24 protein-coding genes, 2 tRNA genes and 2 pseudogenes are annotated in these 23,857 nt (G+C 59.7%); 11 read left to right on the forward strand and 17 right to left on the reverse strand.

What is annotated here, in order from left to right; genetic code table 11:
* Positions 1-42: 42 nt before the first annotated feature.
* The 3 genes from OKW28_RS31015 to OKW28_RS31025 form a co-directional block, all read right to left on the reverse strand.
* Positions 43-423, reverse strand: a complete 381-nt coding sequence (locus OKW28_RS31015) for a hypothetical protein (RefSeq protein ID WP_429451241.1) — start codon at positions 421-423, stop codon at positions 43-45.
* Between the two features lie 371 nt (positions 424-794).
* A complete protein-coding gene (locus OKW28_RS31020) occupies positions 795-2,084 on the reverse strand; it encodes an MFS transporter (RefSeq protein ID WP_429454512.1) in 1,290 nt (429 codons plus the stop codon).
* A gap of 227 nt (positions 2,085-2,311) precedes the next feature.
* Positions 2,312-2,764, reverse strand: a complete 453-nt coding sequence (locus tag OKW28_RS31025) for a GNAT family N-acetyltransferase (RefSeq protein WP_429454514.1) — start codon at positions 2,762-2,764, stop codon at positions 2,312-2,314.
* Positions 2,765-3,105: 341 nt separating this feature from the next.
* Here OKW28_RS31025 and OKW28_RS31030 point away from each other — a divergent pair, with 341 nt between their 5' ends.
* On the forward strand, positions 3,106-3,432 hold the full coding sequence (locus OKW28_RS31030) for a hypothetical protein (protein ID WP_429451243.1): 327 nt from the start codon (positions 3,106-3,108) through the stop codon (positions 3,430-3,432).
* A 178-nt stretch (positions 3,433-3,610) separates the two neighbouring features.
* On the opposite strand, the pseudogene OKW28_RS31035 reads toward OKW28_RS31030, so the two are convergent.
* Positions 3,611-3,907, reverse strand: a pseudogene (locus tag OKW28_RS31035) (MFS transporter); the annotation flags it as partial.
* Here OKW28_RS31035 and OKW28_RS31040 point away from each other — a divergent pair.
* Together OKW28_RS31040 and OKW28_RS31045 are read left to right on the forward strand one after the other, a co-directional pair.
* A pseudogene (locus OKW28_RS31040) lies at positions 3,904-4,584 on the forward strand (MFS transporter); the annotation flags it as partial. The pseudogenes OKW28_RS31035 and OKW28_RS31040 overlap by 4 nt on opposite strands.
* A gap of 85 nt (positions 4,585-4,669) precedes the next feature.
* Positions 4,670-5,287, forward strand: coding sequence for an MFS transporter (locus OKW28_RS31045; protein WP_429454516.1), 618 nt, complete (start codon positions 4,670-4,672; stop codon positions 5,285-5,287).
* Positions 5,288-5,312: 25 nt separating this feature from the next.
* On the opposite strand, the gene OKW28_RS31050 is transcribed toward OKW28_RS31045, so the two are convergent.
* The 6 genes from OKW28_RS31050 to OKW28_RS31075 form a co-directional block, all read right to left on the reverse strand.
* On the reverse strand, positions 5,313-5,576 hold the full coding sequence (locus OKW28_RS31050) for a hypothetical protein (protein WP_429451245.1): 264 nt from the start codon (positions 5,574-5,576) through the stop codon (positions 5,313-5,315).
* Between the two features lie 120 nt (positions 5,577-5,696).
* Positions 5,697-6,668: a Tim44 domain-containing protein gene (locus tag OKW28_RS31055; RefSeq protein ID WP_429451247.1), complete on the reverse strand. Its 972-nt coding sequence runs from the start codon at positions 6,666-6,668 to the stop codon at positions 5,697-5,699.
* Between the two features lie 125 nt (positions 6,669-6,793).
* Positions 6,794-7,150 carry an HPF/RaiA family ribosome-associated protein gene (locus tag OKW28_RS31060; RefSeq protein ID WP_429451248.1) on the reverse strand — a complete coding sequence of 119 codons (357 nt, stop codon included), beginning with the start codon at positions 7,148-7,150 and terminating at the stop codon, positions 6,794-6,796.
* Positions 7,151-7,624: 474 nt separating this feature from the next.
* Positions 7,625-8,884: a putative Na+/H+ antiporter gene (locus tag OKW28_RS31065; protein WP_429454518.1), complete on the reverse strand. Its 1,260-nt coding sequence runs from the start codon at positions 8,882-8,884 to the stop codon at positions 7,625-7,627.
* 82 nt (positions 8,885-8,966) lie between these two features.
* Positions 8,967-9,278 (reverse strand): PliI family lysozyme inhibitor of I-type lysozyme, encoded by a 312-nt coding sequence (locus OKW28_RS31070; protein ID WP_429451250.1) that lies wholly within the window; start codon positions 9,276-9,278, stop codon positions 8,967-8,969.
* 21 nt (positions 9,279-9,299) lie between these two features.
* Positions 9,300-9,842 carry an SgcJ/EcaC family oxidoreductase gene (locus OKW28_RS31075; RefSeq protein WP_429451252.1) on the reverse strand — a complete coding sequence of 181 codons (543 nt, stop codon included), beginning with the start codon at positions 9,840-9,842 and terminating at the stop codon, positions 9,300-9,302.
* A 495-nt stretch (positions 9,843-10,337) separates the two neighbouring features.
* Here OKW28_RS31075 and OKW28_RS31080 point away from each other — a divergent pair, with 495 nt between their 5' ends.
* Both OKW28_RS31080 and OKW28_RS31085 read left to right on the forward strand, forming a co-directional pair.
* Positions 10,338-10,751 (forward strand): nucleotidyltransferase domain-containing protein, encoded by a 414-nt coding sequence (locus OKW28_RS31080; RefSeq protein WP_429451254.1) that lies wholly within the window; start codon positions 10,338-10,340, stop codon positions 10,749-10,751.
* 54 nt (positions 10,752-10,805) lie between these two features.
* Positions 10,806-12,185 (forward strand): IS4 family transposase, encoded by a 1,380-nt coding sequence (locus OKW28_RS31085; protein WP_429451256.1) that lies wholly within the window; start codon positions 10,806-10,808, stop codon positions 12,183-12,185.
* 476 nt (positions 12,186-12,661) lie between these two features.
* Here OKW28_RS31085 and OKW28_RS31090 read toward each other — a convergent pair whose 3' ends face one another.
* Together OKW28_RS31090 and OKW28_RS31095 are read right to left on the reverse strand one after the other, a co-directional pair.
* Entirely contained in the window at positions 12,662-12,991 is a 330-nt protein-coding gene (locus OKW28_RS31090; RefSeq protein WP_429451258.1) for a hypothetical protein, read from the reverse strand.
* 688 nt (positions 12,992-13,679) lie between these two features.
* A complete protein-coding gene (locus OKW28_RS31095) occupies positions 13,680-13,931 on the reverse strand; it encodes a hypothetical protein (RefSeq protein WP_429451259.1) in 252 nt (83 codons plus the stop codon).
* 668 nt (positions 13,932-14,599) lie between these two features.
* Between OKW28_RS31095 and OKW28_RS31100 the strand changes: the two genes are divergently transcribed.
* Entirely contained in the window at positions 14,600-14,749 is a 150-nt protein-coding gene (locus OKW28_RS31100) for a hypothetical protein (protein WP_018421453.1), read from the forward strand.
* 279 nt (positions 14,750-15,028) lie between these two features.
* A complete protein-coding gene (locus OKW28_RS31105) occupies positions 15,029-15,625 on the forward strand; it encodes a chorismate mutase (protein ID WP_429451261.1) in 597 nt (198 codons plus the stop codon).
* A gap of 38 nt (positions 15,626-15,663) precedes the next feature.
* Here the strand turns inward: OKW28_RS31105 and OKW28_RS31110 are convergent, their stop codons facing one another.
* Positions 15,664-16,812, reverse strand: coding sequence for an exonuclease domain-containing protein (locus tag OKW28_RS31110; protein ID WP_429451263.1), 1,149 nt, complete (start codon positions 16,810-16,812; stop codon positions 15,664-15,666).
* Positions 16,813-17,144: 332 nt separating this feature from the next.
* Positions 17,145-17,348 (reverse strand): cold-shock protein, encoded by a 204-nt coding sequence (locus tag OKW28_RS31115; RefSeq protein WP_008921209.1) that lies wholly within the window; start codon positions 17,346-17,348, stop codon positions 17,145-17,147.
* 391 nt (positions 17,349-17,739) lie between these two features.
* Between OKW28_RS31115 and OKW28_RS31120 the strand changes: the two genes are divergently transcribed.
* Together OKW28_RS31120 and OKW28_RS31125 are read left to right on the forward strand one after the other, a co-directional pair.
* Positions 17,740-17,988, forward strand: coding sequence for a hypothetical protein (locus OKW28_RS31120; RefSeq protein WP_429451265.1), 249 nt, complete (start codon positions 17,740-17,742; stop codon positions 17,986-17,988).
* A 525-nt stretch (positions 17,989-18,513) separates the two neighbouring features.
* Positions 18,514-19,683 (forward strand): porin, encoded by a 1,170-nt coding sequence (locus tag OKW28_RS31125; RefSeq protein WP_429451266.1) that lies wholly within the window; start codon positions 18,514-18,516, stop codon positions 19,681-19,683.
* Positions 19,684-19,817: 134 nt separating this feature from the next.
* On the opposite strand, the gene greB is transcribed toward OKW28_RS31125, so the two are convergent.
* Complete coding sequence (greB, locus tag OKW28_RS31130) at positions 19,818-20,387, reverse strand: transcription elongation factor GreB (protein ID WP_429451268.1); 570 nt, start codon at positions 20,385-20,387, stop codon at positions 19,818-19,820.
* Positions 20,388-20,510: 123 nt separating this feature from the next.
* Between greB and OKW28_RS31135 the strand changes: the two genes are divergently transcribed.
* Positions 20,511-20,587: transfer RNA gene (locus OKW28_RS31135), tRNA-Arg, on the forward strand.
* Between the two features lie 75 nt (positions 20,588-20,662).
* Positions 20,663-20,739: transfer RNA gene (locus OKW28_RS31140), tRNA-Arg, on the forward strand.
* Between the two features lie 74 nt (positions 20,740-20,813).
* Here OKW28_RS31140 and OKW28_RS31145 read toward each other — a convergent pair.
* Positions 20,814-21,299, reverse strand: a complete 486-nt coding sequence (locus OKW28_RS31145) for a phage protein NinX family protein (RefSeq protein ID WP_429451270.1) — start codon at positions 21,297-21,299, stop codon at positions 20,814-20,816.
* 123 nt (positions 21,300-21,422) lie between these two features.
* Positions 21,423-23,783 carry a RelA/SpoT family protein gene (locus tag OKW28_RS31150; RefSeq protein ID WP_429451272.1) on the reverse strand — a complete coding sequence of 787 codons (2,361 nt, stop codon included), beginning with the start codon at positions 23,781-23,783 and terminating at the stop codon, positions 21,423-21,425.
* Positions 23,784-23,857: the final 74 nt, after the last annotated feature.

A 23,857-nucleotide genomic window follows, 5' to 3' on the forward strand; every position in this document is an offset into this window, starting at 1 on the left:
TCTAAGCGGGTACAGACGGGGGCGTTGGCATTGCGGACGCGGTTACTCATCGGATAGCGGGGTCGCCTCCCTGTGGGTCGGGCGCTCGCGCCCGTATTCGGCCAGGACGTTCCTGACAATGGCGCGGGCGTTCTCTTCGGTGCCGACCATCTCCGACCCGTTGCCCTGCTGATTGGCCGGTGTCGAGTCATTGGCATACCTCCAGCCCGCCTTGGTGCGCAGCCAGAAAATCGCCGCCTGCACGGTAGGCGACGATTCGTTGTTCGCGGTTGCGATTCGGAAGAGGTTGGCGGCCACTTCTGCATTGGTCGCCTGCAGCGCGGTTGCGATCTCTGTGTAAAACGCCGCCGCGGAAGTCTTGTATGTGACCGCCCGGCGAGTCGTCGGATTGATGACGTGCGCAAGGCAGCGGGCTATTGGCACACCGCACAGAAGCAGCGCCCTGACTGTTGCCCGGTCCTATGGCGTCGGCTCAAATCTCGGTCTTGCCACGATGCCCCCGCTAAGAGCTGCGTTGCGGTTCGATATTTCCAATCAATCTCGACCCATATATAAGGTTGGAAAAACCTCGCCAGCCCTCATAGGGGTGTCTAAAGACTCGGCCAATTGCCAATGTTAGGCTGCTGAACGCAATTCGAAGGCCGCGCAGCCTACCTCGCAAATATAGTTGCGAACGCTTGGTACCGACCCTGAGCGGTCGACTGAATTTCTACAAAGCGGTCACTCGATCGTGTCTCGGGTAAGTCCGATCCGCACATACACGTGGCGTTTCCCGAGACTTGCCGCGTTGCGATCTACGTAGTTTGTCTCGATTCGGGCACCGCAGATGCTTTGAATGCCTGGGGATATTCGTGACGAAACCAATCTTTCACCTGATCGTGGTTGAGCGCAAAGAATTCGCGCGATCGCGGAATCAGGACAAAACCAAAAGCGAGCAAACAAGTGGCAAAGCCGAAGCATGTATAGACCTCGCCCACCGCCCAATGCGTGAGCGCAGCGCCTGCGATCATTGGTCCAAGAATGCCCGCAATCTGCGTGGTCATCATGCTGGCAGCGAGAATGCGAACGCGGAAGTTCTGCGGGATAGCCAATGAACGGTGCGTCGCGCCGACGAGCCCCATCGATGCATTGGCGAAACCCACACATGTAAACGCCAGTACGAGAACGATGGGTGAGTGCGCCCAGCCCGAAGCAGCAAGCGCCAGCCCTTCGCACATGGCGGCCCCTACCCTGACATTGAATCGGCCGAAACGACTGACCAGCGCATCAGAACCACGAAAGCTGCCGAGAAGCAAACCTAAGGATAAGGCCGCTTCGCTAGCACCTAGCCAGAGACCCGATAGCCCAAGTGATTGAACTTTGAGCGGGATCAGCATGCCGACTGCAGGGCCCTGGAATATCCAAACGAAGAAATTGACAAGCGTCCAGCCGCGCTCCAACGGGACGATCCATTTAGCATGCAGTCCGGCGCGCAGGTCTTCCCACCAACGGGCTAAACCGCGATGGCGTTCGTTAGGCTGAGTATGCGATGGAAGCTGCCAGGTCACGTAGGCAGCGACGCCGAGCAAAATGCCGTTCATCCAAAGTGTTGCGGCGATACCGCCCAACGCCAGAGTCGCGCCAGCCAATGTGGGTCCTAAGGCACGGCCAGCCGCCTGCGTCGATTTACGAAGACGAAGCACTTTGGCCAAACGATCCGCCGGAACAAGTTCAGCCGAAATGGTGGAGCTAGCCGGATCGATGAAAGCTTTCGCGATAACCGTCACCATGCCTATGCAGACGATCAGCATAAGCCGGTAGTCGGACAGGGACGCGAGCGTAGCTAGGGTAAAGGCGACGACCATCAGGGCGCACAGACCCCATGCAATCTGCGGCCTCTTTGCGTAGCGGTCCCCAAGCGGCGAAAGTAGTGGCATTGCAAAAATCGTGGTGACGGCAATGCTTACGCTGTAGATCGCCAAGTCATGTGCTCCGCCCAGATGAACGATCCACCAAGGGAGCGTGATGTAGCCAACCATTTCTGCCAAGATCCTCAGCAGATCGCTGAGAAGCAGACGGGCTAGAGGGACGCCAATTGCGTTTATGTGAGACTTGATTCCCCGAAACACCGTCTTCCCCCCGTTGAGTTCGATGATGCTACCTCAACATCTTTTGCCGAAATTTAGATGCACGCCTCCAGACGCTGGCGTTTCGCTAGTGGACGACATACATGTCCGATTCGCGACTGGCGACGCTTCAGATAGCGATTGTCAGCAATTCACGGAGGTATGCCGCTTGGCCGTATATGGCCGAAGAGGGCTCGACGGGTTCGTCAGTGGCCTAGTTCAATGCGGTCGCGAAGAGACTCAGCGAGTCCATAGGCCGCCGTCTTTCGGAAGCGCTCGATCAAGACACCATTGCATGCTCCGATAACCCGCTGCGAAGCTATATTTTCGGGGTCAACCGTTAGCTCGACGTAGGACAAACCCTGTCGCCTCGCTTCGCCGAGCATCAAATTGAGCGCCTGCCTGGCGTAGCCGTTGCCTCTCTTCCACGGCACGAAAGAGAAGCCGATATGTCCGAGCACATTCGGCGGCAATTCGGTAGTCCCGGCCTGCCAACGAAATCCGATTGCGCCGCTAACATCGCCGTCCCAAATCCATCGGACAATGCTTGGTAGACAGGCGACGGTCGAGCCTCGGGCAAAGGAATCGGACCGCCCGATGCGGTTGGATCGTCCAGGCCGTCGACAAATGCCTCCGCGCTCACTTCGATAGCGTGCAATTGTTCGCGCGCAGCGACCTCTTTACGAACATTGTCAGGTGACCATCCCGTCTCAAGAGCCGAAACGTAGCTCGGCAGCAACGCGGTCGTAGGTCTCAACAGTTCAATTGCGCTCATTTTGTTCGGTGCGTGTCAGGGAGCAATGATTGTCAACAGTTTAAGCGTTGCCGTCGAACGTCCCAAATTGGCCGGAAAGAGCCCGCACGCGGTGATGGGTCAATATCGACTGGCAAGGGCCCCGGATATGGCAGCCAGGGGACTTGCAATGGTGATGGTCCTGCTATCACTATTGCGTGTACTGGGCTACAGATGCTTTTTGAGCTTCGGATTAGGACGGACGCCGTGAGTATTCTCTGCCGAGTTCAGATTGCCGTAACGATTTCCGGGGTTGTCACCGGATGCGTGTCGCAGCCAATTGGGCCGGCGGTAGCTGTGAAGCCGGGGCGCGACAAGCCATTCACCGTCTTTCTGCGGGACGATGCGCAGTGCAAACAGTATGCGAGAGAGCAGCTGGCGCGCGGCGTGGACACCCGCGATCAGCGCGATGCCAACGTGTCACGGGCACAACTGAATGTGCAGCAAAGATACTATCTCGCGTACCTGGAATGCATGCGCGCGAAGGGAAATGAGGTGTCGGACGGTGCAGCGCCAACTACGCAGTTTGAATAGGCGATCTTCAATGTGTTGTACTTTCCCAGATGCATCGGTTACGAGCCCATGCAATTTTTCTGGGAAGACTTCCTGAATTCGCTTCCCCGACTAACTGTCAGGTCCGGTCCAGGCTAATACACATAAGGCGACTTGGCGGCCGAAATACAGCCATTGAGATAAGAAGAGAATCTTTATAGCCATGTCCCTGCGACCGTGTAACCTGGACCCAGCGCGTTAGCAGCGCGGCGACAAGCGGCACAACGAGCATGGGAGCAGACAGCACGAGCCTCAGCAAGCCGGCGTCGATCTCGCTGTAGCCGTCGGCGCCGATGAAACGCAGTGGCAGCACGACGAGCAGCACGATGTAGCAGTAGCAGGTTGCGATCGGCAGCACTTGCACGCCAACGAAACACGGATAGCGGAACAACGACAAATCGAGCATTGGTCGCGCGACTCGCGTTTCGATCACCGCGAACGCGGCGACCAGCAGTGCTCAATGCCTACACGATCGCGTTCGCCTGCCTTCTGCTCAGCGCAGGCGCGCTCGGTGACCGGCTGGGGGCACGGCGCGTGTTCGTCAGTGGCTTTGCATTATTTACTTTGGCGTCGGTGGGATACGGCTTCGCAACCGGCGCGGCCATGCTGGTCATGGCGCGGGTGGCGCAGGGCGTCGGGGCTGCGTTGTGCGTGCCGTCGCCGCTATCGCTGCTCAACGCGAGCTTTCCCGACCCTCGGGCGCGAGCCGAGGCCGTGAGTATCTGGGCCGGAACGGCCGCGCTCGCGCTCGGGGCCGGTCCGATCGTGGGAGGGGGGCCGGTCGACTGTTTCGGCTGGCCGAGCATCTTTCTGATCAACGTGCCGTTCGGTGTTGCCGGCATCTGGCTGACGCCAGCCCATGCGCCCGATACTGTCCGTGACGCAGCGCGCCGCTTCGATCTGCCGGGGCAGATGTTGGCGGTGGTTGCGCTCGCCGCGCTGATGTTCGGCGTCGTCGAAAGCGGAAGCCTGGGTTGGGGAAGTCCGGCTGTGCGGACGGGTATCGCTTGTTCCGTCGTGTTCGGCCTACTGTTTGTGCTGGTGGAAAAGCGGCAACGGCATCCGATGCTGCCGCTTTCACTATTCCAGATACCCACCATCAATGTGAGTTCGGCGATAGGGCTGTCGCTCAACTTCGGCTATTACGGGCTGATGTTCGCGATGAGCCTCTTCTTCCAGAGCGTGCGGCACTATATGCCGCTCGACCGGCGTTGTGACCGTGGCGAACCTCGCGTCTGGCGCCCTCACGGCACGGTTCGGCTACCGTCTTCCGATGGCGGTCGGGCAGGCTCTGGCGGCGGCCGGCTTCCTGTCGCTCGGACTGATCGAGGTCAGCAGCAGTTACCTGGCGATTACGGCGCCATTGCTGGCGATCGGTGTCGGTGTCGCGCTAGCGGTTCCGTCGATCAATACTGCGGTTCTTGCGAATATCGATCCGCGATCCGTCGGTATTGCTTCAGGCGTGCTGAACACGGCGCGTCAAATTGGAGGCGCACTCGGAGTAGGTGTCTTCGGATCGCTCGCCATCGGAACGGCCGGCAACCTGGTCAGCGGCCTGCACGCGGCCGTCATGATGGCTGGGGCTTTCATGGCGGAGGATCGGTGGAGCGGCCGGGAGCGGCTTGCCAGGGCGTTCGACGGTGCGACCGTTGTGGATGTGATCGGCTCTAAGCGACCCTGCTCTGCCGTTTGCTTGTCCGTCGGCCGAATGGCCGCCTTGAGATGGGGATGCGACACAGCGTCCTGCCGGCATAATCAGGAAATCTGCCAGTGCCGACAAGTGGGGCCAAGCCGATTCTATCGAGCATGCACGCTGCTCGCTCGAGGCTATCGTTGACGCGTCCGCGCATTGAAGTCATTGATTAATCGGCTGATCCAGTCGTGCAGTAGTGAGCAAACTGTTCTGCGGAGAGCGCGAAACCCTTCTGCTTGGCGAGTTCCCAAGGACGTTCGCATTGGTGCGTGGATTCACACCAGGAATACCCAGCCGAACCAATACAACCATGTGCATCGCGATCTGCACCGACAACGGGTGACGGGCTGCTGGGCGGCGAGGCCGCGCAAGCGCCTAGCAAGCATGTCATCGTGACAGTGGCCAGGCAAAGAGAAAAGTAGTCTCGGCGCATAAAATGAGTCCCGGATTTGTGTGACGTCGGATTTTAGTCTTGTTGCCGTTTGCGAGTCGCGCAATAGCGCTTGTGGGCTAACCGGCAGCGAGCCGCTGCCGGTTCCGACCGCGCTCAATGCTAACGGCCAATCTGCTGTATCCCCGCCAGTCGCCAGGCCTGGTCGCCATGCCCGTGGCCCACGATGTTCCAGACCTCCTCAAACGGTTGCGCCGTCTGCGCGTCCTCGTCTTCCCGCATCTGGCCGTGAAAGCGAAGGCTAACCAGCGTTTCGCTGCCATTGTGTTCCGTGGTCAACAATTCCACGTCCAGCTGCGTGAATTCCGTATGGCTCGGCTGGTTGCCCCGATCTTCCAGGTCCCGCTTGATCACCGCGAACATTTCCGGGGTTGTCAGCTCGAAAAGGTCGCCTTGTTCGTTCTGGTCCCAGGCGCGTTGCAGACGCAGAAACAAGGTCTTGGCCGATGCCAGCAAGACCGCCTGATCGAGCCCGACAGGCAGCCCCGGCACTGTCGTTGTTTGTGCCGCTGCGGCGGGATTCATCGCTGTGCGCGGCCAGGCACCGAAATTCGTCTCAGGCGCCGCCTGCCCGCTCTGATTCATGAGCAAGGAGCCGTTCATGCGCTGCCCGTTCGCCGCGTCGTGCCCATAAGCGAGATCCGGACGGCGCCGGTTGGCAATGAAGCGGAACAGCATGATGCCGGCGACAATCACGAGGCCGATCACCACTACGCTCGACAGCATCTGGGCCAGCCCTTCACCCAGCCCCAACGACGACATCAGCGCGGCAATGCCAAGTCCTGCGGCCAGGCCGGCGAGCGGGCCCATCCAGCGGTTGGCTGGCTTCGCGGCAGCGGCCGCCGGCGCGGCCTGCTGCGCCGGTTGAGCTTGCTGGCTCCGTTGGCCTTGCCCGGACGGCGACGCCGTCTGCGACTGGCGGCCGACGCTACTGCCACCGCCAATACGCTTCGCTTCGGCATGGTTGGATGCGACAGTGCCCGCGACGAGCACTAGCGCCATGGCCAGTACAGCGGTACCGCGCGTCACGACACGCGCAAGGCGTCGCAACTGATTGATTGTTTGTGAATACATAAGAACCGCTCCTGTGTAGGGCTGAAACTCGCGAAGGTCGCCCGAATGCGTCTTCCATCGCGGACCGCAAATTGCGAGCAATACCGCTCGTACGATGCCACCGTAGCCGTGCAAGCATGGCTTGCTTAGACGGCATCAGGCTCAGCGCTCCAGGTGCACTCGCGTTGACTCGCGCGGCGCTTCGCGAGGCGCGCCTGGCGCCTCCGGACGATCGAAGAAACGGCGCGGGCAAGCGCGAGATCGAGGGCGCCGCGCCAGTCTTTCGCAATCGACGTCACCACGACCGGATTCGCACCGGGCACCTGCACCTGCACCTGGCAACGCTTATCGAGTCCGCGGCGCGGGCCGTTGACGTCGGAGAGATTGACGGTGGCCCGGGAAACCAGCCAGGCCATCCGGCGGAACACAAACTCGGTGCGTTGGCGCGCGAAGCTGCGCAAGCGTGCAGCTTCAATGTCGCAGGACTTGAACAGGACTTGCATGAGACCTCCATCAGAAACAGAAAGAAAAGACTGGTTAGCGAAACAACGACCGCCGGGGCGGAAGCCTGTGTGCTTAGTCGTTGAAGCCAGTTTATCGGTTTAACGCACCATTACAATCCCCTTTCACCCAATTGATACTTGTCGCGTCTGCAACGTCACCCCAGTGGGCGCAAAGCAATTACAAACGACAAAACGCCGGAGCGAATGACGAATTCGCGCCGGCGCAAAAGTGCAATGAAACGCTAATACTGGAAGGGGATGGAATGCCAGTCTGCGCGGCCAAGTGCAGGCTGCCGTCACGCGCGTTCGTCATGCCGCTGGCCGCGACCTGCGCAGTCGTGGTGGTCTCGTGCAAAATCCAGGCCGGTGTTGGTTATCGCCGCAAGACGTTATTCATCCTGGCCCGGCGTCCTGCGACTGCGCGCCATCGAATCGCAGCCAGTTGGGCGCACTGCCGGACAGCGGTGCGGCAACCTACAGCAAAAGCAGCGTTGCCGAGACGACGCACGTCGGCACGATGGCAGCGATCAACAGGCCGAGCAGGCTGACTGACTCATCATGGAATCCCTTGTGCACGATAGCGAGTCCTGCGGGATTCGGCGCGTTGGCGATCACTGTGAGACCGCCTCCAGCGACTGCGCCGGCCAGCAGCATGTACTTCGCCTGGTCCGGAAGGCCCGCGATCAGCGAGCCGAGATAGGTAATCGCCGCGTTGTCCATGATCGCCGTCAGGCCAAGCGCGCCGGCATAAAGTGCGTAAGCATCGAGCGATGCGACGACCGGCTGCAGCCACCATCGCTGCAAACCCCCGAGCACGACCAGGCCTCCGAGAAAGAATGCTACCAGCAGGCTCTCGCGCAACATCAGCGGCGACTGGTACTGCTCGTATGCCTGCGTGAAGCCCAAAAAGAAAAGCAGGAGACCGATGAAGATAACCGGGTGATGGGCCGACAGCACCACCGCGACGAGAAAGCCGGTGTGTATCAGCGTGACGCCCGTCGGAACAGGAACCGCGGCGGCGGGCGCGTCGTTGCGCTCTGCGTGCTTCGGGAGCTTGCGGTGCATGAATAGCAGCAGGCCTGTTGCGTTGACCAGCACCGCGATGGCCGCCTTCCAGCCAAACTGCGCCGCCATAAACGCGCTGTCCCATCCCCAGGCGGCGGCAACCATCAGCACCGGAGGCGCGGCGTAGGCGGTCAGCATGCCGCCGACCGACACGTTGACAAACAGCACCGCGAGCGTGAGATATTTCCAGTGTTCGGCGATCGGCGACCTGAAAAGCCGGTCTCGCAGGATCAGCGCTGCCAGCGTCATTGCGGCCGGCTCCGTGATGAACGAGCCGAGCAACGGAACGAGGGTCAGGGAAAGCCAGATGACGCCTGTTTCCGTCTTGACGGGAAGGACACGCGCGATGTGCGACACGAGCGCCGTGACCGCGTCGAGAATGGGCCGGCTCGCGGCGATCACCATGATCACGAAGACAAACAGGGCTTCGGTGAAGGAGCGCGATTCAGCATAGGCCACGGCCTGCGCAGAACCGGCCAGCGCGACGATAGCCAGACACAGGATCAGGGCCCAGAGGCCGAAGACGACTTCCACTTCGCCGAGAAAGTGAAACAGGCCCGCGTGGTGCGGGTGCCGGTGGGCCAGAACCTCGAAGCGTTTCGCGAGGAGCGTATGGAGCAGGGCCAGTCCGAAGATGACTGTGCCGGCGATTTCAACTGAATGTGGCATGTGTTCGCTTTGAATGGCGATGGAACGGACTCTGGAACTCACGCGGTTGGTGTTGCCGCCGGCCGGATCGCTGGCCTCGCTTTTAGGCAGCTCTCAGCGTAGCCACGACATCGTGCCGCGTATCGGTATCGACGCGGGCAAGCAGCCTGACCGTGTGGAGGCCGATCCTGAGCGCGTCGACTTCGAGAAAGTTTCCGGAGGCCGCCATGAGGTTTGTAGTGCAAATTAATTGTGTCAATCCAGAATTCTGGCGGCAGGGCCGAGCGGCGCTTGGAATTCGTTGAACTTGAATTCTTATCGAGGGGCTAGCCGGACTCAATCTCCAGTTGACAGCTTTCATTTGATCTATGACGGTTGGCGGCCGAAATTCCCCTCGATTCTGCGCGTGAAGCATGCGCGGTTGTTCAATGGAGTGTTACTCCGGCATCGTCGACGAATGGTGATTGAGGATCTTCCACTCCCCATCAACCTTCTTGTACACGAATGTATAGCGCGCATGCACCTTCTGATGCTTGCCGTTCTTCACCAAGTCGAACGTATAGACGCCCGTGTCCAGCGCCGAATCGTCGCTCAGCAAGCGGATCTCGCGGAGGTTGATCGTACCGTGCGGTTTCAGCTTCAGAAACTTCACGAAATAGTCTTTGATGCTGGCGGGAGTCGTGCGGATTTCATTGGAAACCGTTGGCTCCAGTACGGCATCGGGTGCGTACAGCCGGGCAACGGAGTCGGCGTCGCCCGTTGCGAGCGCCTCATTCCACCGATCGAACAGCGACGCGATTTCAGCTTCGCGCTGATTCGTCGGCGCCACGGCGATTTCGCGATAGACCTTCGGTACGAGGGCTTCGCCTGCAAACACGCTAGTGCTGAAAACAACTGCGGCGGCGATCAATATCTTCTTCATTTTTGCGTTCAATCCATTTAAATGAGAACCAACGAGGAGTCGGGAAACTACAGCCACCAGGCGCCTTAGGCTACAAGGGAACCTTTCAGGTATCGCCGCCTGCCAACGGCCAGCCAGCTATGTCGTCAGTCGACCTGTCCGGGACGGATTGTGATATTACACCCAATATTGATGTATTCGTCAACTATGACGTTAGAGGAAAGTTTTAGCCTCGTTGTTCGCAAACGCTTCGCGCGAACAGACGCCTGATGACGTTGCAAGCGCGGAAACTCACGCGTCGACGCGCACGACGCAACGCTACGACCAACATTCGAGCGCGATCCAGTTTGAAGAGGTTGAGCGGATTTCTTTATAGAAGTGGACAGATATTCAGCGTCAAATCCACGCCGGACTTCCGCCATTCGATCGGGCAAATCGAATGTCTCTTGATGGCCGGACGCGGCTGATGTGACAGGCCGCGCCCCGAAGCTAACGCGGCCAGTTACCGAAGGCTGGCGCAGGAACGTATCAACGGACCACCGCTAACAAGCTTCCAATCCTGTGGGGTCTCCGATGAGCTTTGAAGAATTCCTCGAAAGGTCGCGAAACAAGCCCTCTACGACATTACAGACCGCGCTTCTCATTCGGATCGCCGATGCTCTTCGAGAATCGCCTGAATGCGCCGGTGCGGTGGTTGTGGGGTCCTTTGCAAAGGACAGCGCAGACCGTCTCTCTGATATCGACCTGGTAGTCTTTTGTCTGGAAGGCGCAGGACATTCGTTACTTCAAACGATAATCAAGCAATTCGCGCCGTCAAAAATTCTTTTCACGTTCGACGGCATGCACGATTTGGACAGCCCATTCCAAAAGCTCATCTTCGAGGACTTGTCTTCTATCGAGTTTCACGTGGTGAACCGCCCCGGATTTGGTCTCAGGATTACCCATAAGTCGCTCGCGACTGTGCGATTGAAGGGCGATGGCTTGTAAACGGTGACGACCGATGTTAACTTTGATCCGGTTCGTGATCTGTGATGCCGGGCATTGTCGGACACCTCTGACCTTGATGATTGGGCAAATGAAGAGTTTGGCGCCGCCGAGCTCGGCGACGCTCGCCTGACCAGACGGCTAGTGACGCTGGCACGCAAGCTTTCGTTGGGCCCACATTGCTCTTTTCCGCAGTCGTTCAATGGTTCGGAGCTGAAGGCGGCATATCGTTTTTTCGACAACCCGCACGTGGATGTCGATGGCGTGCTGGGTGGGCACATCGGTCAAACGCTGTGTCGTATGCAACAGGTGCCAGTCGTCCTTGCTGTTCAGGACACCACCGAGTTCAATTTGTCTCATCTGCGGGCAACCGAAGGTCTGGGATATGGCTCCGATCCACATGTGCGTGGTTTCCTGATACACAGTCTGCTTGCGCTCACGCCAGAGGGTCTGCCGCTCGGGGTGATCGGGATGAAGACCTGGATACGCAGGCACGAGGAGTTGGGCAAGAAACATCTGCGCGGGCAACGAACCGTACAACAGAAAGAGAGCGCGAAATGGCTCGAAGGCATCGAGCAACTGGGCGTACTCAAGACGCACTGTCCGTGCACGCATGTCATCGGCGTGAGCGACCGTGAAGGCGACGTCTATGATGTGTTCCTGGCGCAGCGGCCTGCCGGTGTCGACTGGTTGGTGCGCGCGTCGTGGAACCGACGCGTTGCTCACCCCGATCGATATTTGTGGGAAACCGTGCTGGCCTCGCCAGCGCTTGGAGAGGCGCAACTGCAGGTGCCTGCACGCGAAAACCGCCAGGCACGCACCGCACGGCTGGTTGTGCGCTGCATGCCCGTCCGCCTTCGTCCGCCGCAAAATCGTCGTCGCGAGAAGCTTCCCGAAATTGAAGTGTTTGCAATTCATGCACAGGAAACGAACTTAGACGAAGGAGCAGAGCCATTGGAATGGCTTCTACTGACTTCGGTGCCTACGCAAACACACGCAGAGGCCCTCGAGCGTCTGGCATGGTATGCGCGCCGATGGACGATTGAATCGTGGCATCGTGTGCTTAAAAGTGGCTGTCGCATTGAAGCCCGCCAATTTGGCAATCTCGATCGATTCGTCCGCGCCACCGCATTGTTCGCCGTCGTAAGCTGGAGGATCCTGTACTCCATGTTGCTTGCCAGGCTTGATGGCAACCTGCCATGCGAAGTATTGCTGCAGCCAATCGAGTGGCGAGCCCTCTACTGTCGTACGCATGGCAGTACTGAAATACCTGATAAACCGCCATCACTGGCGCAGGTCATCTTGTGGATCGCCAGACTCGGCGGATATCTCGCTCGAAAGCATGATCGTCCACCTGGTCCTACCGTCATCTGGCGTGGATTTCTTGTCCTCCACGAAATCACGATGATGTACCGAATATTCAGGCAAAACGAATAGCACCATCACATTACTTGTGGGTAATCCTGAGGGATTTGGTGGAGGCTCCAACTCTTGATTGAATCGGATTGCCCCAACGAGCATTTGGTGATCTCCGAAAGCGCGAGAATCGGACTCTCATAGCTCTTTGTTGAACGACCCAAACTGGGCCGAAACCAGAAGCTCCTCTCCCTGCTCGCGCGAGGCCACGCAAGTACTAGTGCATGGTATGCGTGACGTGGAAATAGATTTCAGGCGCCTCATCGCGCCCCGTCCTGCGCTTCGCTGTCCGACGCATCAATGCACGCATATGCGACCCACGTACGAGATTTGCCGAAACCGCCGCATTGGTATCGCGGAGCGCAATGGCCAGTTCGTGCGCAAATACGCGTTGAACCACCGCCAGCGCTCCTTCATTTCCTCTACCACCCGTCGCGAATAGCCAGCGAGCGAGTCACGACAACCATTTGCGGTATCGCGCTCGAACAACTCATCCGCTATCCGCTGCGCCGCCGTTTGCCAGTTATCCCGATTCGCCGGTTCACCAGCCTCGGTGGGTAGTTTCGCATCGCACACTGGGAGCGCCATTTCGTCGGGCAAGTCATCCTAGATGTCCCGCGCCACGCCTGCAACACGATCCGTAGCACACCGAACGTGGTCAGCCCGACATCGCCGTCGTTATAGAGGAAGCAGTACACGCACAACGTCAGCCAGCACACCAGCACGATCACACCGAAAGTCACGCGCGACAGCCGGCTCAGCACTCTCGCGCACAGGGAAAACAGAAACAGAACGGCGAACCATTCGGCGCTGATCGACCACGACACGAAGTTCCAGCTCGCTTCGCGACGAAACATCGGCCGACGAACACCAGAAACGTCACCAGATAAAGCGGATACACGCGCGCAAACCGCTTGACGATAAACGATCGATAGTCGACCCAGCCGAACGCGGTCGCTCGCGAAAGAAGATGCGTATAGGCAAGGATGAAGCCGCGCAGCATGAAAAAGATGTCGACACCCCAGACCCAGTTATCGATGAGTTGCACAATGCCGAGTGGCAGCCCTCTTCGTTGTCGGCAAAGTGATGAACGACCGCGAGCAACGCCGCGAACGCACGCAGTCCGGTCAGGCCGTAGATCTTTCGCATTGAATTCCCCGGCGTTCACGCAAGTGAGCACGACGCAGCGCCAAGTAAAAGAGGTGCGGCCACGCGATGCGCGGCTCCCAGCGGCAAATAGTGTTGATGCAACGATGTTGCGAGACAGGCCTACCCTCCTCGCGCAGCCGGCCTTCGGTATCGGCTCTTTGCAGACTGATGCGGGTGTGGTTGCCGGTTCGCCCGACAACGGGTGAGAGGCCGACGGCAGCACGGGCAGCACGGCAGCACGGCAGCACGGCAATTGCAACGTATAAGTTCGCCGCAACGCGGTGTGTGCGCTGACACCTCACTTGATCGGTAAGGTCTCGAGGGTGCGCCGACGAGTCGCTTCGGGCCTGATACAGCCGTTTGCGGTCAACGTCGCTCCGCGTCCGGCGCGACGTCGCGGCGCAACGCATGGCCAGCCTGGTCGGGAACATGGAGCGGGTCGTACGACCGTGGCATCGCGAGGTTGCGCGCAACGACGGTATCGGCCTGTGCGCTCGGCTGCTGGCGTGGCGCGCCGTATGCGGCTATCGCTTGCGCGGGTGCCGACGCGAACCACAAGATCCTGCCGGCGCATTCGAGGCCAACCTGACGTCCGTTCCAGTAGACAGCGTTTTCCATCGCGACCTCTCCCCGAACACGAAGAACGTCATCATCCGCGCTGCGCCTCGCGTGTCCGTCTGCCAACGCACGTCGAGCCATCAGTAGTCGCCTCAATCATAGGTGGCCCGGTGCGCTGCGCATGACTTGTCACCAAATGAGGTCCTTTTGTCACAGCAATGCGGGAATGAGTTTGCCAACCCACTGTCAGTCAGTTGACTAACGACAAAAATCTTTAAATAGTGTTTTGTGCGGTCAACGCGATGGGGAATGGGTCGTTTACCAAGAATTAGACCGCGAGTTATGCAATCGGCAAATTGCGTACGTTCAGTTCAGGAAAAGCCAAAAACCTGTCGATGCGGCAATGCACAAGTTTGTCACGATTTGGTCATGCGAAAACGTTAGATGCAGCGCAGTGACAATATCGATCGGTCGTGCTGAAGCATAGGCTGAACAAGTCTCGAGAGGGACTGGCAGAAGGAGCGGGAAAGAGATGATTTCGCGCTGGCAATTAAGCGGATCAAGCAGACCGCGAAACGCAGGCGATAGTCAGACGATAAATTTTATTCAATCCCTCCGCTGGTGTGTCGGCTTGTGCCGTTAAAGCAACAGAGTGTGTATGACTCGCATCGGACACTGGTGCGATGCGGGGAACGAGGCCGATAATCGATTCGCAAAGGAGAAAGATCATGGATGCCAAACCACCGAAGATTCCGACCCCGGACAAAGTTCTTTACCCGGATCCGGAACCTGTGGCCGTCGAGTTTTTGGGAGCCGAGCTGCCCGAGCATGTTCGCGCTTTCTTTGACGAACAACGCAAGTCGTGCGATCCGAAGTAATGGTCCCTTGGCGCGGCGCAGCATTCGCGCTCGTTGATTTCATGCGCGGCGAATACTCGCGCCCTCATTACGCGTCCGACATCTCCGTCATGACGCTGGATCAGCTCGCCTGAGCACAGCAGTTGCACTGGGCCACGCGGTTCCAACGCGTGCATACGTGCTCCTTCTCTCGCCCACGTCCCCCGACGATCCGTGTGAATCTGCCCGGTGGTCGCAGTTTGCGGCGCATCATTTATTCTTCTGTTTTTCCGTCAACGGCCGCCCGGCCACGTCCACCTCATGAATCATTTGCATCGCTTCGGCGCGTCATGCGCGCTCGTCATCGCCGCCGCCTTCGCCTTCTCGCCCGCTCCCGCCCTCGCCGATGGCGACGACACGGCGCTCACGAGCCTGATCGCGCTAGTTTCGCGGCGCCTTGCACTCGCAGAGCCGGTCGCGCGCTGGAAGTGGGCGAACCACCAGCCGATCACCGATAGGCCGCGTGAAGACGCGCTGCTCGCCGAGGTGGCAAAGCGCGCCGCGGCGGCAAACGTCGACCCGGCGTTCGCCCGCGCGTTCTTCCAGGATCAGATCGATGCGAGCAAAGACGTGCAGAACGCGCTCTTCGCGAACTGGCGTCGCACCCAGCCACCGCAAGGTCCCGCACCCGATCTCGCAACCAGCACGCGACCGCAGCTCGACAAGCTGACACAATCGTTGATGGCGAGTCTGGCGCGCGTGCAGCCGCTGCGCGCGGCGGACGATTGTCCGTCACGGCTCGCGCAATCGCTGGCTAACTGGAAGGCGCTGACGCGCTATGACTCTGCGCATTCGAGCGCGTTGACGCACGCACTAGGTCACGTGTGCGAGACGGGCGGAGTCGGCGCCACCGGCTGATTCCGGTAACGCCACGGCGCGCGCACGTCGCATAAGCGTCATGCGATGATGCTCGACTCAGGGCTGTCACGCGACACGCTCAACGGCATCACGCGCAGGCCTCGCGCCAGATGGCTTTGCAGGATACGGTACGTCGAGAGTTCGAACGACCCAGCCAGCGTCGACGCATGCAGCTGCGCCGCTGCGACGAGCGACGGCGCGTGCCCGAGGTAGCGCCAGCGATCGACCACGTGGAAGATACCCTGCGCGTCCTCACGCTCCTCGAACACGATGGGCCCCTCGAACGGCCACGGCGCGTTCGCGGGATCGCTCTTCGTCATGCGCGGCAAGCGGTTGTGGCCCGGCCGCAGCGTTGCGATCCACTGCGCCTCCGCGAGCATCGCGCCGAGCTCTCCGCCAGTCGCGCGCCATTCGACGCGTCGCACGAGCTGCGCTAGCCGCATATCCTTCGACGAACGCCGCTCGCCAGTCAGATGCGAGCGCAGCCGCTGACGCACGCGCACGCTGCGACCGACATACAGCGGCGCATCGTCTTCGCCATAAAACGCATACACGCCACAGCCAGCCGGCGCGGTGTCGAGCAAATCTTCGGTGATGTCGCCGGCGAGCCGGTAGCGACGCGTCGTGCGCTCGATCTGCGCGCGCAGCGCTTCCAGCGGTACGAGCGTCGGCAGACGCTGCCAGAACTGCCAGATCAGATCGGCGTCGGCGAGCGCGCGGTGGCGGTCGGACGGCACCAGCGCATGGCGTTCGACCAGCGCATCGAGACCGTGGCGCTTTTCGCCGGGAAACAGCGCGCGCGACAGCCGCACCGTGCACAGCACGTCCGGATCGAACGCGATTCCCGCGCGACGAAATTCGCTGCGTAAAAATCCGCGATCGAAACTCGCGTTGTGCGCGACGAACAGCTTGCCGTGCAAACGCTCGAACAACGCGGGCGCGATCGACTCGAACGTCGGTGCGCCGCGCACCATGTCGTTCGTGATGCCGGTCAGCTGTTGGATGAACGACGGAATCGGCTGTTGCGGGTCGATCAGGCTGCTCCAGCGCGAGACGCCGGCCAGCCCGAGTTCGACGACGCCAACCTCAGTAATGCGGTGCTCGCTCGTGGAGCCGCCGGTCGTTTCGAGATCTACGAAAACGATGGGTGCATCGGGTGCCGGTTCCGGCGAAAGCAGTTCAGACATGGGACAAGGGATTCGGGCGCATGAATTTGCGGCAAGTATGCACCAGCTGGACGTTGCGCATCCAGACCGCGCCGCGTTCGCAACTGGAAACTGCGTCGGCATGGGCCGTCGATTTTGCGCTGAAATCCGGCAGACGCTTAAACCAGACCATTAATCCAGACGTAGTCAATTCGTTTCGATGGATTATCTTCTGATAATAATGCGTATTTTTGAACCACACAGTTACCGAAGATCCGAGCTGGGGAGACATCTAGATAAAAATAAAAACCCTCGCGCGACGGCGAGGGTTTTTCGCTCCCGACTGCGCGGGCGGTGCGCCCAGCGCAGCGCATTTACAGCGGCTGAATGTTGGCCGCCTGCTTGCCCTTCGGGCTGGTCTTGATTTCAAAAGACACGCGCTGATTTTCCTTCAACGACTTGAAGCCCTCGCTGCGGATCTCCGAAAAGTGCGCGAACAGATCCTCGCCACCCGCGTCCGACGTGATGAAGCCAAAACCCTTAGCATCGTTGAACCATTTGACGACACCAGTTTCCATTTCCTGTTTTCCCTCTGTGATTAATCCAAAGCGGGCGTTGCCCTCGAATCGATCTAACCCCGATTCAGTTGCCTATATCTGATCAAGACAGAAACAGCCAATCAAATTCGGCTTTGCCGTTATACGGGGAACAGAGAATGACCGTCAAGTAAACTTTTCATATGCGTTTAGCGTATAAAAAGGTAAGACTTCAAACTACACGGATATAGGTAGATGCGTCAAATTTACCTGAAAGAAAATAATCCGAGTCCGCAAACGGAAAAATTTGCGAAAATATGCAATACGAATGTAACAAAATCCATCTTTGCGTAAGTGTTTGTCCGACTTGTTGCGGCGCCGCCTCACTCGCATGATGCAAATCAGTTGTAGCGATGCGCTTCAGGAGGTTGCCATGCTGTCCAAGGAAATTCACCGTCTCTTCACCTGGCTCACTCATTCGCACGCAAAGGTCATATCAGACCAGCCCGCACAGACCGGGGATTCATGCACCGTTTTCGACTTCGATCCGATGTGGCACGGAGACCACTGGCAGAACCTGCTCTCCTCGCCAATGGATGCGCGCCGTTATGTGATGGAAGACTGGAGCGTGTCCGCGCAGGCGGACCGGGACGACGCGGAAGGTACCGCGCCCGCTCATTAGAGACATTCGCGAAACTCGTCCGCCATAAAAAAAGCGCGACTGGAAGGTCGCGCTGACAAAGGTTTGGAGATCTTTTTCGTCAACGAAAAAGTCTGCTTCGGAAAGCAGGAATTACAGTATAGCGGTTATATGCAAGTTCGATTATTCACACAATTAACAATCGTCTATTGCCGCACCGACAACAATCGTTTTCCCGCATTTCTTCCCGTTGTTTTTCCGCATCGTTCGGTGTCGCGAATCAGCAACGCGCTTTAGGAAAATTCAGACGGCGAATCCGCCCAGTCGGCGCAAAGCCTTTATCCATAAGGCTCGAATGGCGATTAACGATCGTTTCTTCTCGCGTAATACTTTATTGCGCGAATCGGAACGCCAACTCCTGGAAGTGTCTCTCTACACTCTGCCTAATCGGAAACCGGCGCGGATCTGGTCAACGCGCTTCTCACGCGGATTCCGCTTTTCGCAGCGCTCGCGTGAAGGTCTCCCAAGCCAGGGTTTTATACCTCTCTCGCTCTTGGAGTTATATCAATGAAGAAGACACTCATGGTCGCTGCCCTGTCGGGCGTTTTCGTAACGGCAGCGCACGCGCAAAGTAGCGTCACCCTGTATGGCCTGATCGACGCCGGTATCACTTATACGAACAACCAGCATCCGAATCCGAGTAGTAACCAGCACGGCGCCAACGTGGCGATGACGAGCGGCTCGGTGAACGGCAGCCGTTTCGGCCTGCGTGGCGCTGAAGATCTGGGCGGCGGTCTGAAGGCCATCTTCACGTTGGAGAACGGCTTCGGCATCAATGACGGCACGCTCAAGCAGAACAGCCGTCTGTTCGGCCGTCAGGCCTTCGTCGGTCTGTCGAGCGACCAGTTCGGTGCCGTGACCCTCGGCCGTCAATACGACAGCATGGTCGACTACGTCGGCCCGCTGGCACTGACCGGCACGCAGTACGGCGGCACGCAGTTCGCGCACCCGTTCGACAACGACAACTTGAACAACTCGTTCCGTATCAACAATTCGGCCAAATTCCAGAGCGCGAACTACGGCGGCTTCAAGTTTGGCGGCTTGTACGGCTTCTCGAACCAGGCTGCCGGCTTCGCCAACAACCGCGCTTACAGTGCGGGCGCGTCGTATAACTGGGGCGGCCTGAACGTTGCCGCTGCGTACATGCAACTGAACAGCAATGGCGCGAACAGCGCAGCCGCTGCGTTCAACTCGGGTGGCGCGGTGTCGGGCGACAACACGTTCTTCGCTCAGCGTCAGCAAACGTGGGGCGCAGGCGCCAACTACGCGTTCGGCCCGGCAACGGTCGGCCTCGTGTACTCGCAGACGAACCTGCATGGCTTGGCAGGTATCAGCGCGGCCTCATCGGGCATAACGGGCGGCATCGGCTTCCCGACCAACAGCGCTCAGTTCCAGAACTTTGAAGCCAACGCCCGTTACGCGCTGACGCCGGCAATCAGCATCGCTGGCGCGTACACGTACACCCGCGCCAACCTCTCCAGCACGCACGTGCACTGGAACCAGGTCAACCTGCAAACCGCGTACGCATTGTCCAAGCGTACCGACGTGTATCTGCAAGGCGTGTATCAGGCAGCAAACGAAGACTCGATCGTTAACGCCTACATCAATGGCGTGGGCGGTGCTTCGGGCAACAACAAGCAAGTCGCTGTGACCGCAGGTCTGCGTCACCGCTTCTAAGCACTGCACAAGGACTGGCAGTAGAGAAGGCGCCGTTCGCGGCGCCTTTTTTTATGTCCGTGCCGACGTGGGTTTTTGCCGCTTTGTGCGCAGGCCTGCGCGCGTGCACGTGAGCCCAGGTCCTCGCCAGAGGCCTAGCGGCCGCTATCAGGCAGCGGATACTTGACGTCGAGAATATCGATCGGCTGCGAACCGGCCGGCGTGAACAGCGTGACCGTATCGCCGACTTTAGCCTTTAGCAGCGCACGCGCAATGGGCGAAATCCAGCTTACGTGCCCGATGTCCAGGTCGACCTCGTCGACACCGACGATCGTCACCTGATGCTCTTCACCGTCCTCGGTCGCATAGTCGACCGTCGCGCCGAAAAACACCTGGTCGACGTTTTCCTGCCGGCTGCTATCGACGACCTCGGCTAGATCGAGCCGCTTGGTCAGAAAACGGATGCGCCGGTCGATTTCCCGCAGACGGCGTTTGCCGTAGATGTAGTCGCCATTCTCCGAGCGGTCGCCGTTCGACGCCGCCCACGATACGAGCTTGACAACCTCGGGCCGCTCGACATCGATCAGATGCAGCAATTCATCACGCATACGCCGATGACCGGCGGGAGTCATGTAGTTTTTGGTGCCGGCGGGCACGTCGGGCTGGGCGATGTCGAGATCGTCATCGTTGTCTTCGCTCGACTCTTTGACAAAGGCCTTGTTCATAATCATCCATTAACAGCAGCTAGCAACAATCTCATAAGAGGTTACACGATCGGGCCGGCGACACAAATCGCCGTGATGGGCTTCCGTTTTTCAAATCCGTTGGCTATAATCTCGTTTCTGTGTGCGGCTGTAGCTCAGTTGGATAGAGTACTTGGCTACGAACCAAGGGGTCGTGGGTTCGAATCCTGCCAGCCGCACCACCTTATTCGAGAGCGCTCCTTACAGGGAGTTCTCAGATTTCATCAGTTTTTACAGTAAGCATCACCGTTTTGCGTGCGGCTGTAGCTCAGTTGGATAGAGTACTTGGCTACGAACCAAGGGGTCGTGGGTTCGAATCCTGCCAGCCGCACCACCTATGAAGGGCCGTCCAACCGGAAGGCCCTTTGTTTTTTCTGGCGCACCATGCCGTGCCCGTGCACCAGCAACTCATCGCGGCGGCGACTGGATATCCCCAATTTGCCCGTCCGGGTGCGGCAAGTCCTCGACGACCCCGCCCACCGTTTGCTCGCCGATCGTCTCGGTCCGCATGCCGGTCAGTGCCTGGCGCTCGCGCAGCACGTCGTGGACGGTATCGCCGAAATGGCTCACTACAAACGCCCGCAGCAAAGCAATGCGCAGCGAGTCGCCCATTCCCTCCGAGGCTCGCTGCCCGCCCTTGAACTCAGCGACGCATACCGCGCCTTTATCGCTCTGCTCGCGCACGTCGAGCCGCATCGCGCGCTCGAGCACAACGGCAGCCGCCTCCCATGACGCGGAAGGCGTGAAACGCCCGTCCCACGGACGACCACGATCGTTGCCGCGGATCGCAACAGTCTCGCCACTATCGGTAAAGTAGATTTCGCGCACGAAATCGTGCAGGCTGCGCGCCACCCAGTAATCGAGCGCCACGCCAGCAAGGTCGGACACGTTCATCTGCGTTCCCCCTGGAGTTCAGGTGAGATCTGCCTTGAGATGTATCCTGAACCGCCGCACGAAAGATGCCTGACTGGCGTGAAGCGCCAGACCAAGCCGCGCCGACGCCCAGCCGGAAGCCGTTCAGTAATCCGCGCGCTCGCGGTCGATGCGCATGCCGCCGTCGTGGCGGTGATGCCCCTCTTCGCTCGGCCGCTCACGCGTGATGCGCATCACATCGAGATTCGTGCGCACGCGCCGCATCACGTTTGCCAGATGCACCCGGTCGCTGACCTGGATCACGAAGCGCAGAATCGTGGATTCCTGCGACAGATCTTCGTCCATCGCGATATGGACGATGTTCGCGTCCGCCGATGTGATGTCGGCCGCTACGCGGGCGAACACGCCCTTGGTGTTCTTGACCAGTACCTTGACCGCGACATCGAACAGCCGCCCCGGCTGCGGTGCCCACGCGACGTCGATCCAGCGGCCCGGATCGCGCCGGTGGATACGCTGCGCGACGCGGCAGTCGGTGGTATGAATCGCCATGCCGAGACCGATGCCGATATAGCCCATGATGTCGTCGCCCGGAATCGGACGGCAACACGCGGACAGCTGCACCGACATGCCCTCGGTACCGGTGATGACGACCGGCGGCGCGTGCGGCGTCGAACCGGACTCGGAGCGCGAGCCGTCGTCGTCGGCGTCGCGCCCGCTCATCAGCACTTCGATGCGCTTGGCCATCACCGCGGCGACCCGCCGGCCGAGACCGATGTCCGCGAAAATTTCCTGACGGTTCTTGTTGCCCGTCCACTGCACGAGCTTTTCCCACGCCTCCGGCGTCACATCCGATAGCGCAAGGCCATAGCCCTTCAACGCCTGATCGACGAGACGCTCGCCGAGCTGCACCGACTCGTTCAGACGCATCGTCTTCAGATAATGACGGATCGCCGAGCGCGCCTTGCCGCTGCGCACGAAGCCGAGCCATGCGGGGTTCGGCTTCGAATACGGCGCCGTGATGACTTCGACGATGTCGCCGCTCTTCAGCTCGGTACGCAACGGCAACAGCTCGTTGTTGATCTTCACCGCGACGCACTGGTTGCCGAGGTCGCTGTGGATCGAGTACGCGAAGTCGAGCGCGGTGGCGCCGCGCGGCAGCGCCATGATCTTCGACTTCGGCGTGAACACGTAGACCGCATCCGGGAACAGGTCGATCTTCACGTGCTCGAGGAATTCGCTCGAATCGCCCGCTTCGCTCTGAATGTCGAGCAGCGACTTCAGCCACTGGTGCGCGCGCTTCTGCACGTCGTTCAGATCCGCGCTGCCGTTCTTGTACAGCCAGTGCGCGGCAACGCCCGCCTCGGCGATCTCGTGCATCTTGCGCGTGCGCACCTGAAACTCGATCGGTGCGCCGAACGGGCCGACGAGCGTGGTGTGCAGCGACTGATAGCCGTTCACCTTCGGGATCGCGATGTAATCCTTGAACTTGCCCGGAACAGGCTTGAAAAGCGCATGCAACGCACCGATGCAGGTATAACACTCGAGCGCGCTCTCGACGACCACGCGAAAACCATACACGTCGAGCACCTGCGAAAACGACAGCTGCTTGTCGCGCATCTTCTTGTAGATGCTGAAGATGGTTTTCTCGCGACCGGTGACTTCGGCGTCGAGCTTCGCGTCCGCAATCGCGCGCTGCACCGACTCGAGAATCTTGCCGACCACCTCGCGACGATTGCCGCGCGCCGCCTTCACGGCTTTTTCGAGTGTCGCGTAACGGTGCGGGTTGAAGTTCGCGAAGCTCAGGTCCTGCAGCTCGCGATAGGTATTATTCAGGCCGAGCCGGTGAGCGATCGGCGCGTAAATGTCTAGCGTTTCGCGCGCGACACGGCGACGTTTCTCCGGCGGCACCGCGCCGAGCGTGCGCATGTTGTGCAGCCGGTCGGCGAGCTTCACGAGGATCACGCGCACGTCGCGCGCCATCGCGAGCAGCATCTTGCGGAAGTTCTCCGCTTGAGCTTCCTCGCGATTGCGAAACTCCATCTTGTCCAGCTTGGACAACCCGTCGACCAGCTCCGCGACCTTCGCGCCGAAGCGCTCGGCGAGCTCCGCCTTGGTCACGCCCTGGTCTTCCATCACGTCGTGCAGCAGCGCCGCCATGATCGCCTGGGCGTCGAGATTCCAGCCCGCGCAGATTTGCGCGACGGCGACCGGATGCGTGATGTAGGGCTCGCCGCTCTGGCGATACTGGCCGAGGTGGGCTTCGTCGCTGAAGTGGAACGCCGCCTTGATGTCCTTGATCTCTTCCGGCTGCAGATAGCCGGACAGCGCAGACGTCAGATTGGCGATGGAGACGACGTCATGCCGGCGCGGCTGCTCCGGCGTGGCGGTCGGCCCGAACAGATGGCGAAACGATTGCTCGAGGACCGCGTCGATGTACTTGCGTGCAGAGGACGGCGAGTCGGTGTCGTGCTCCGCTTCCGGGGCGGCGGGCGGGGTAGCACTCATGGTCGCCTCCGGTAGCGGTCAGGGTTGGACGCAGTTCTGCACGTTGAGCAATCCGGTGTGGCGAATACCGGCAA

The organism is Paraburkholderia sp. 40 (assembly GCF_050434105.1).
Classification (GTDB): domain Bacteria; phylum Pseudomonadota; class Gammaproteobacteria; order Burkholderiales; family Burkholderiaceae; genus Paraburkholderia; species Paraburkholderia tuberum.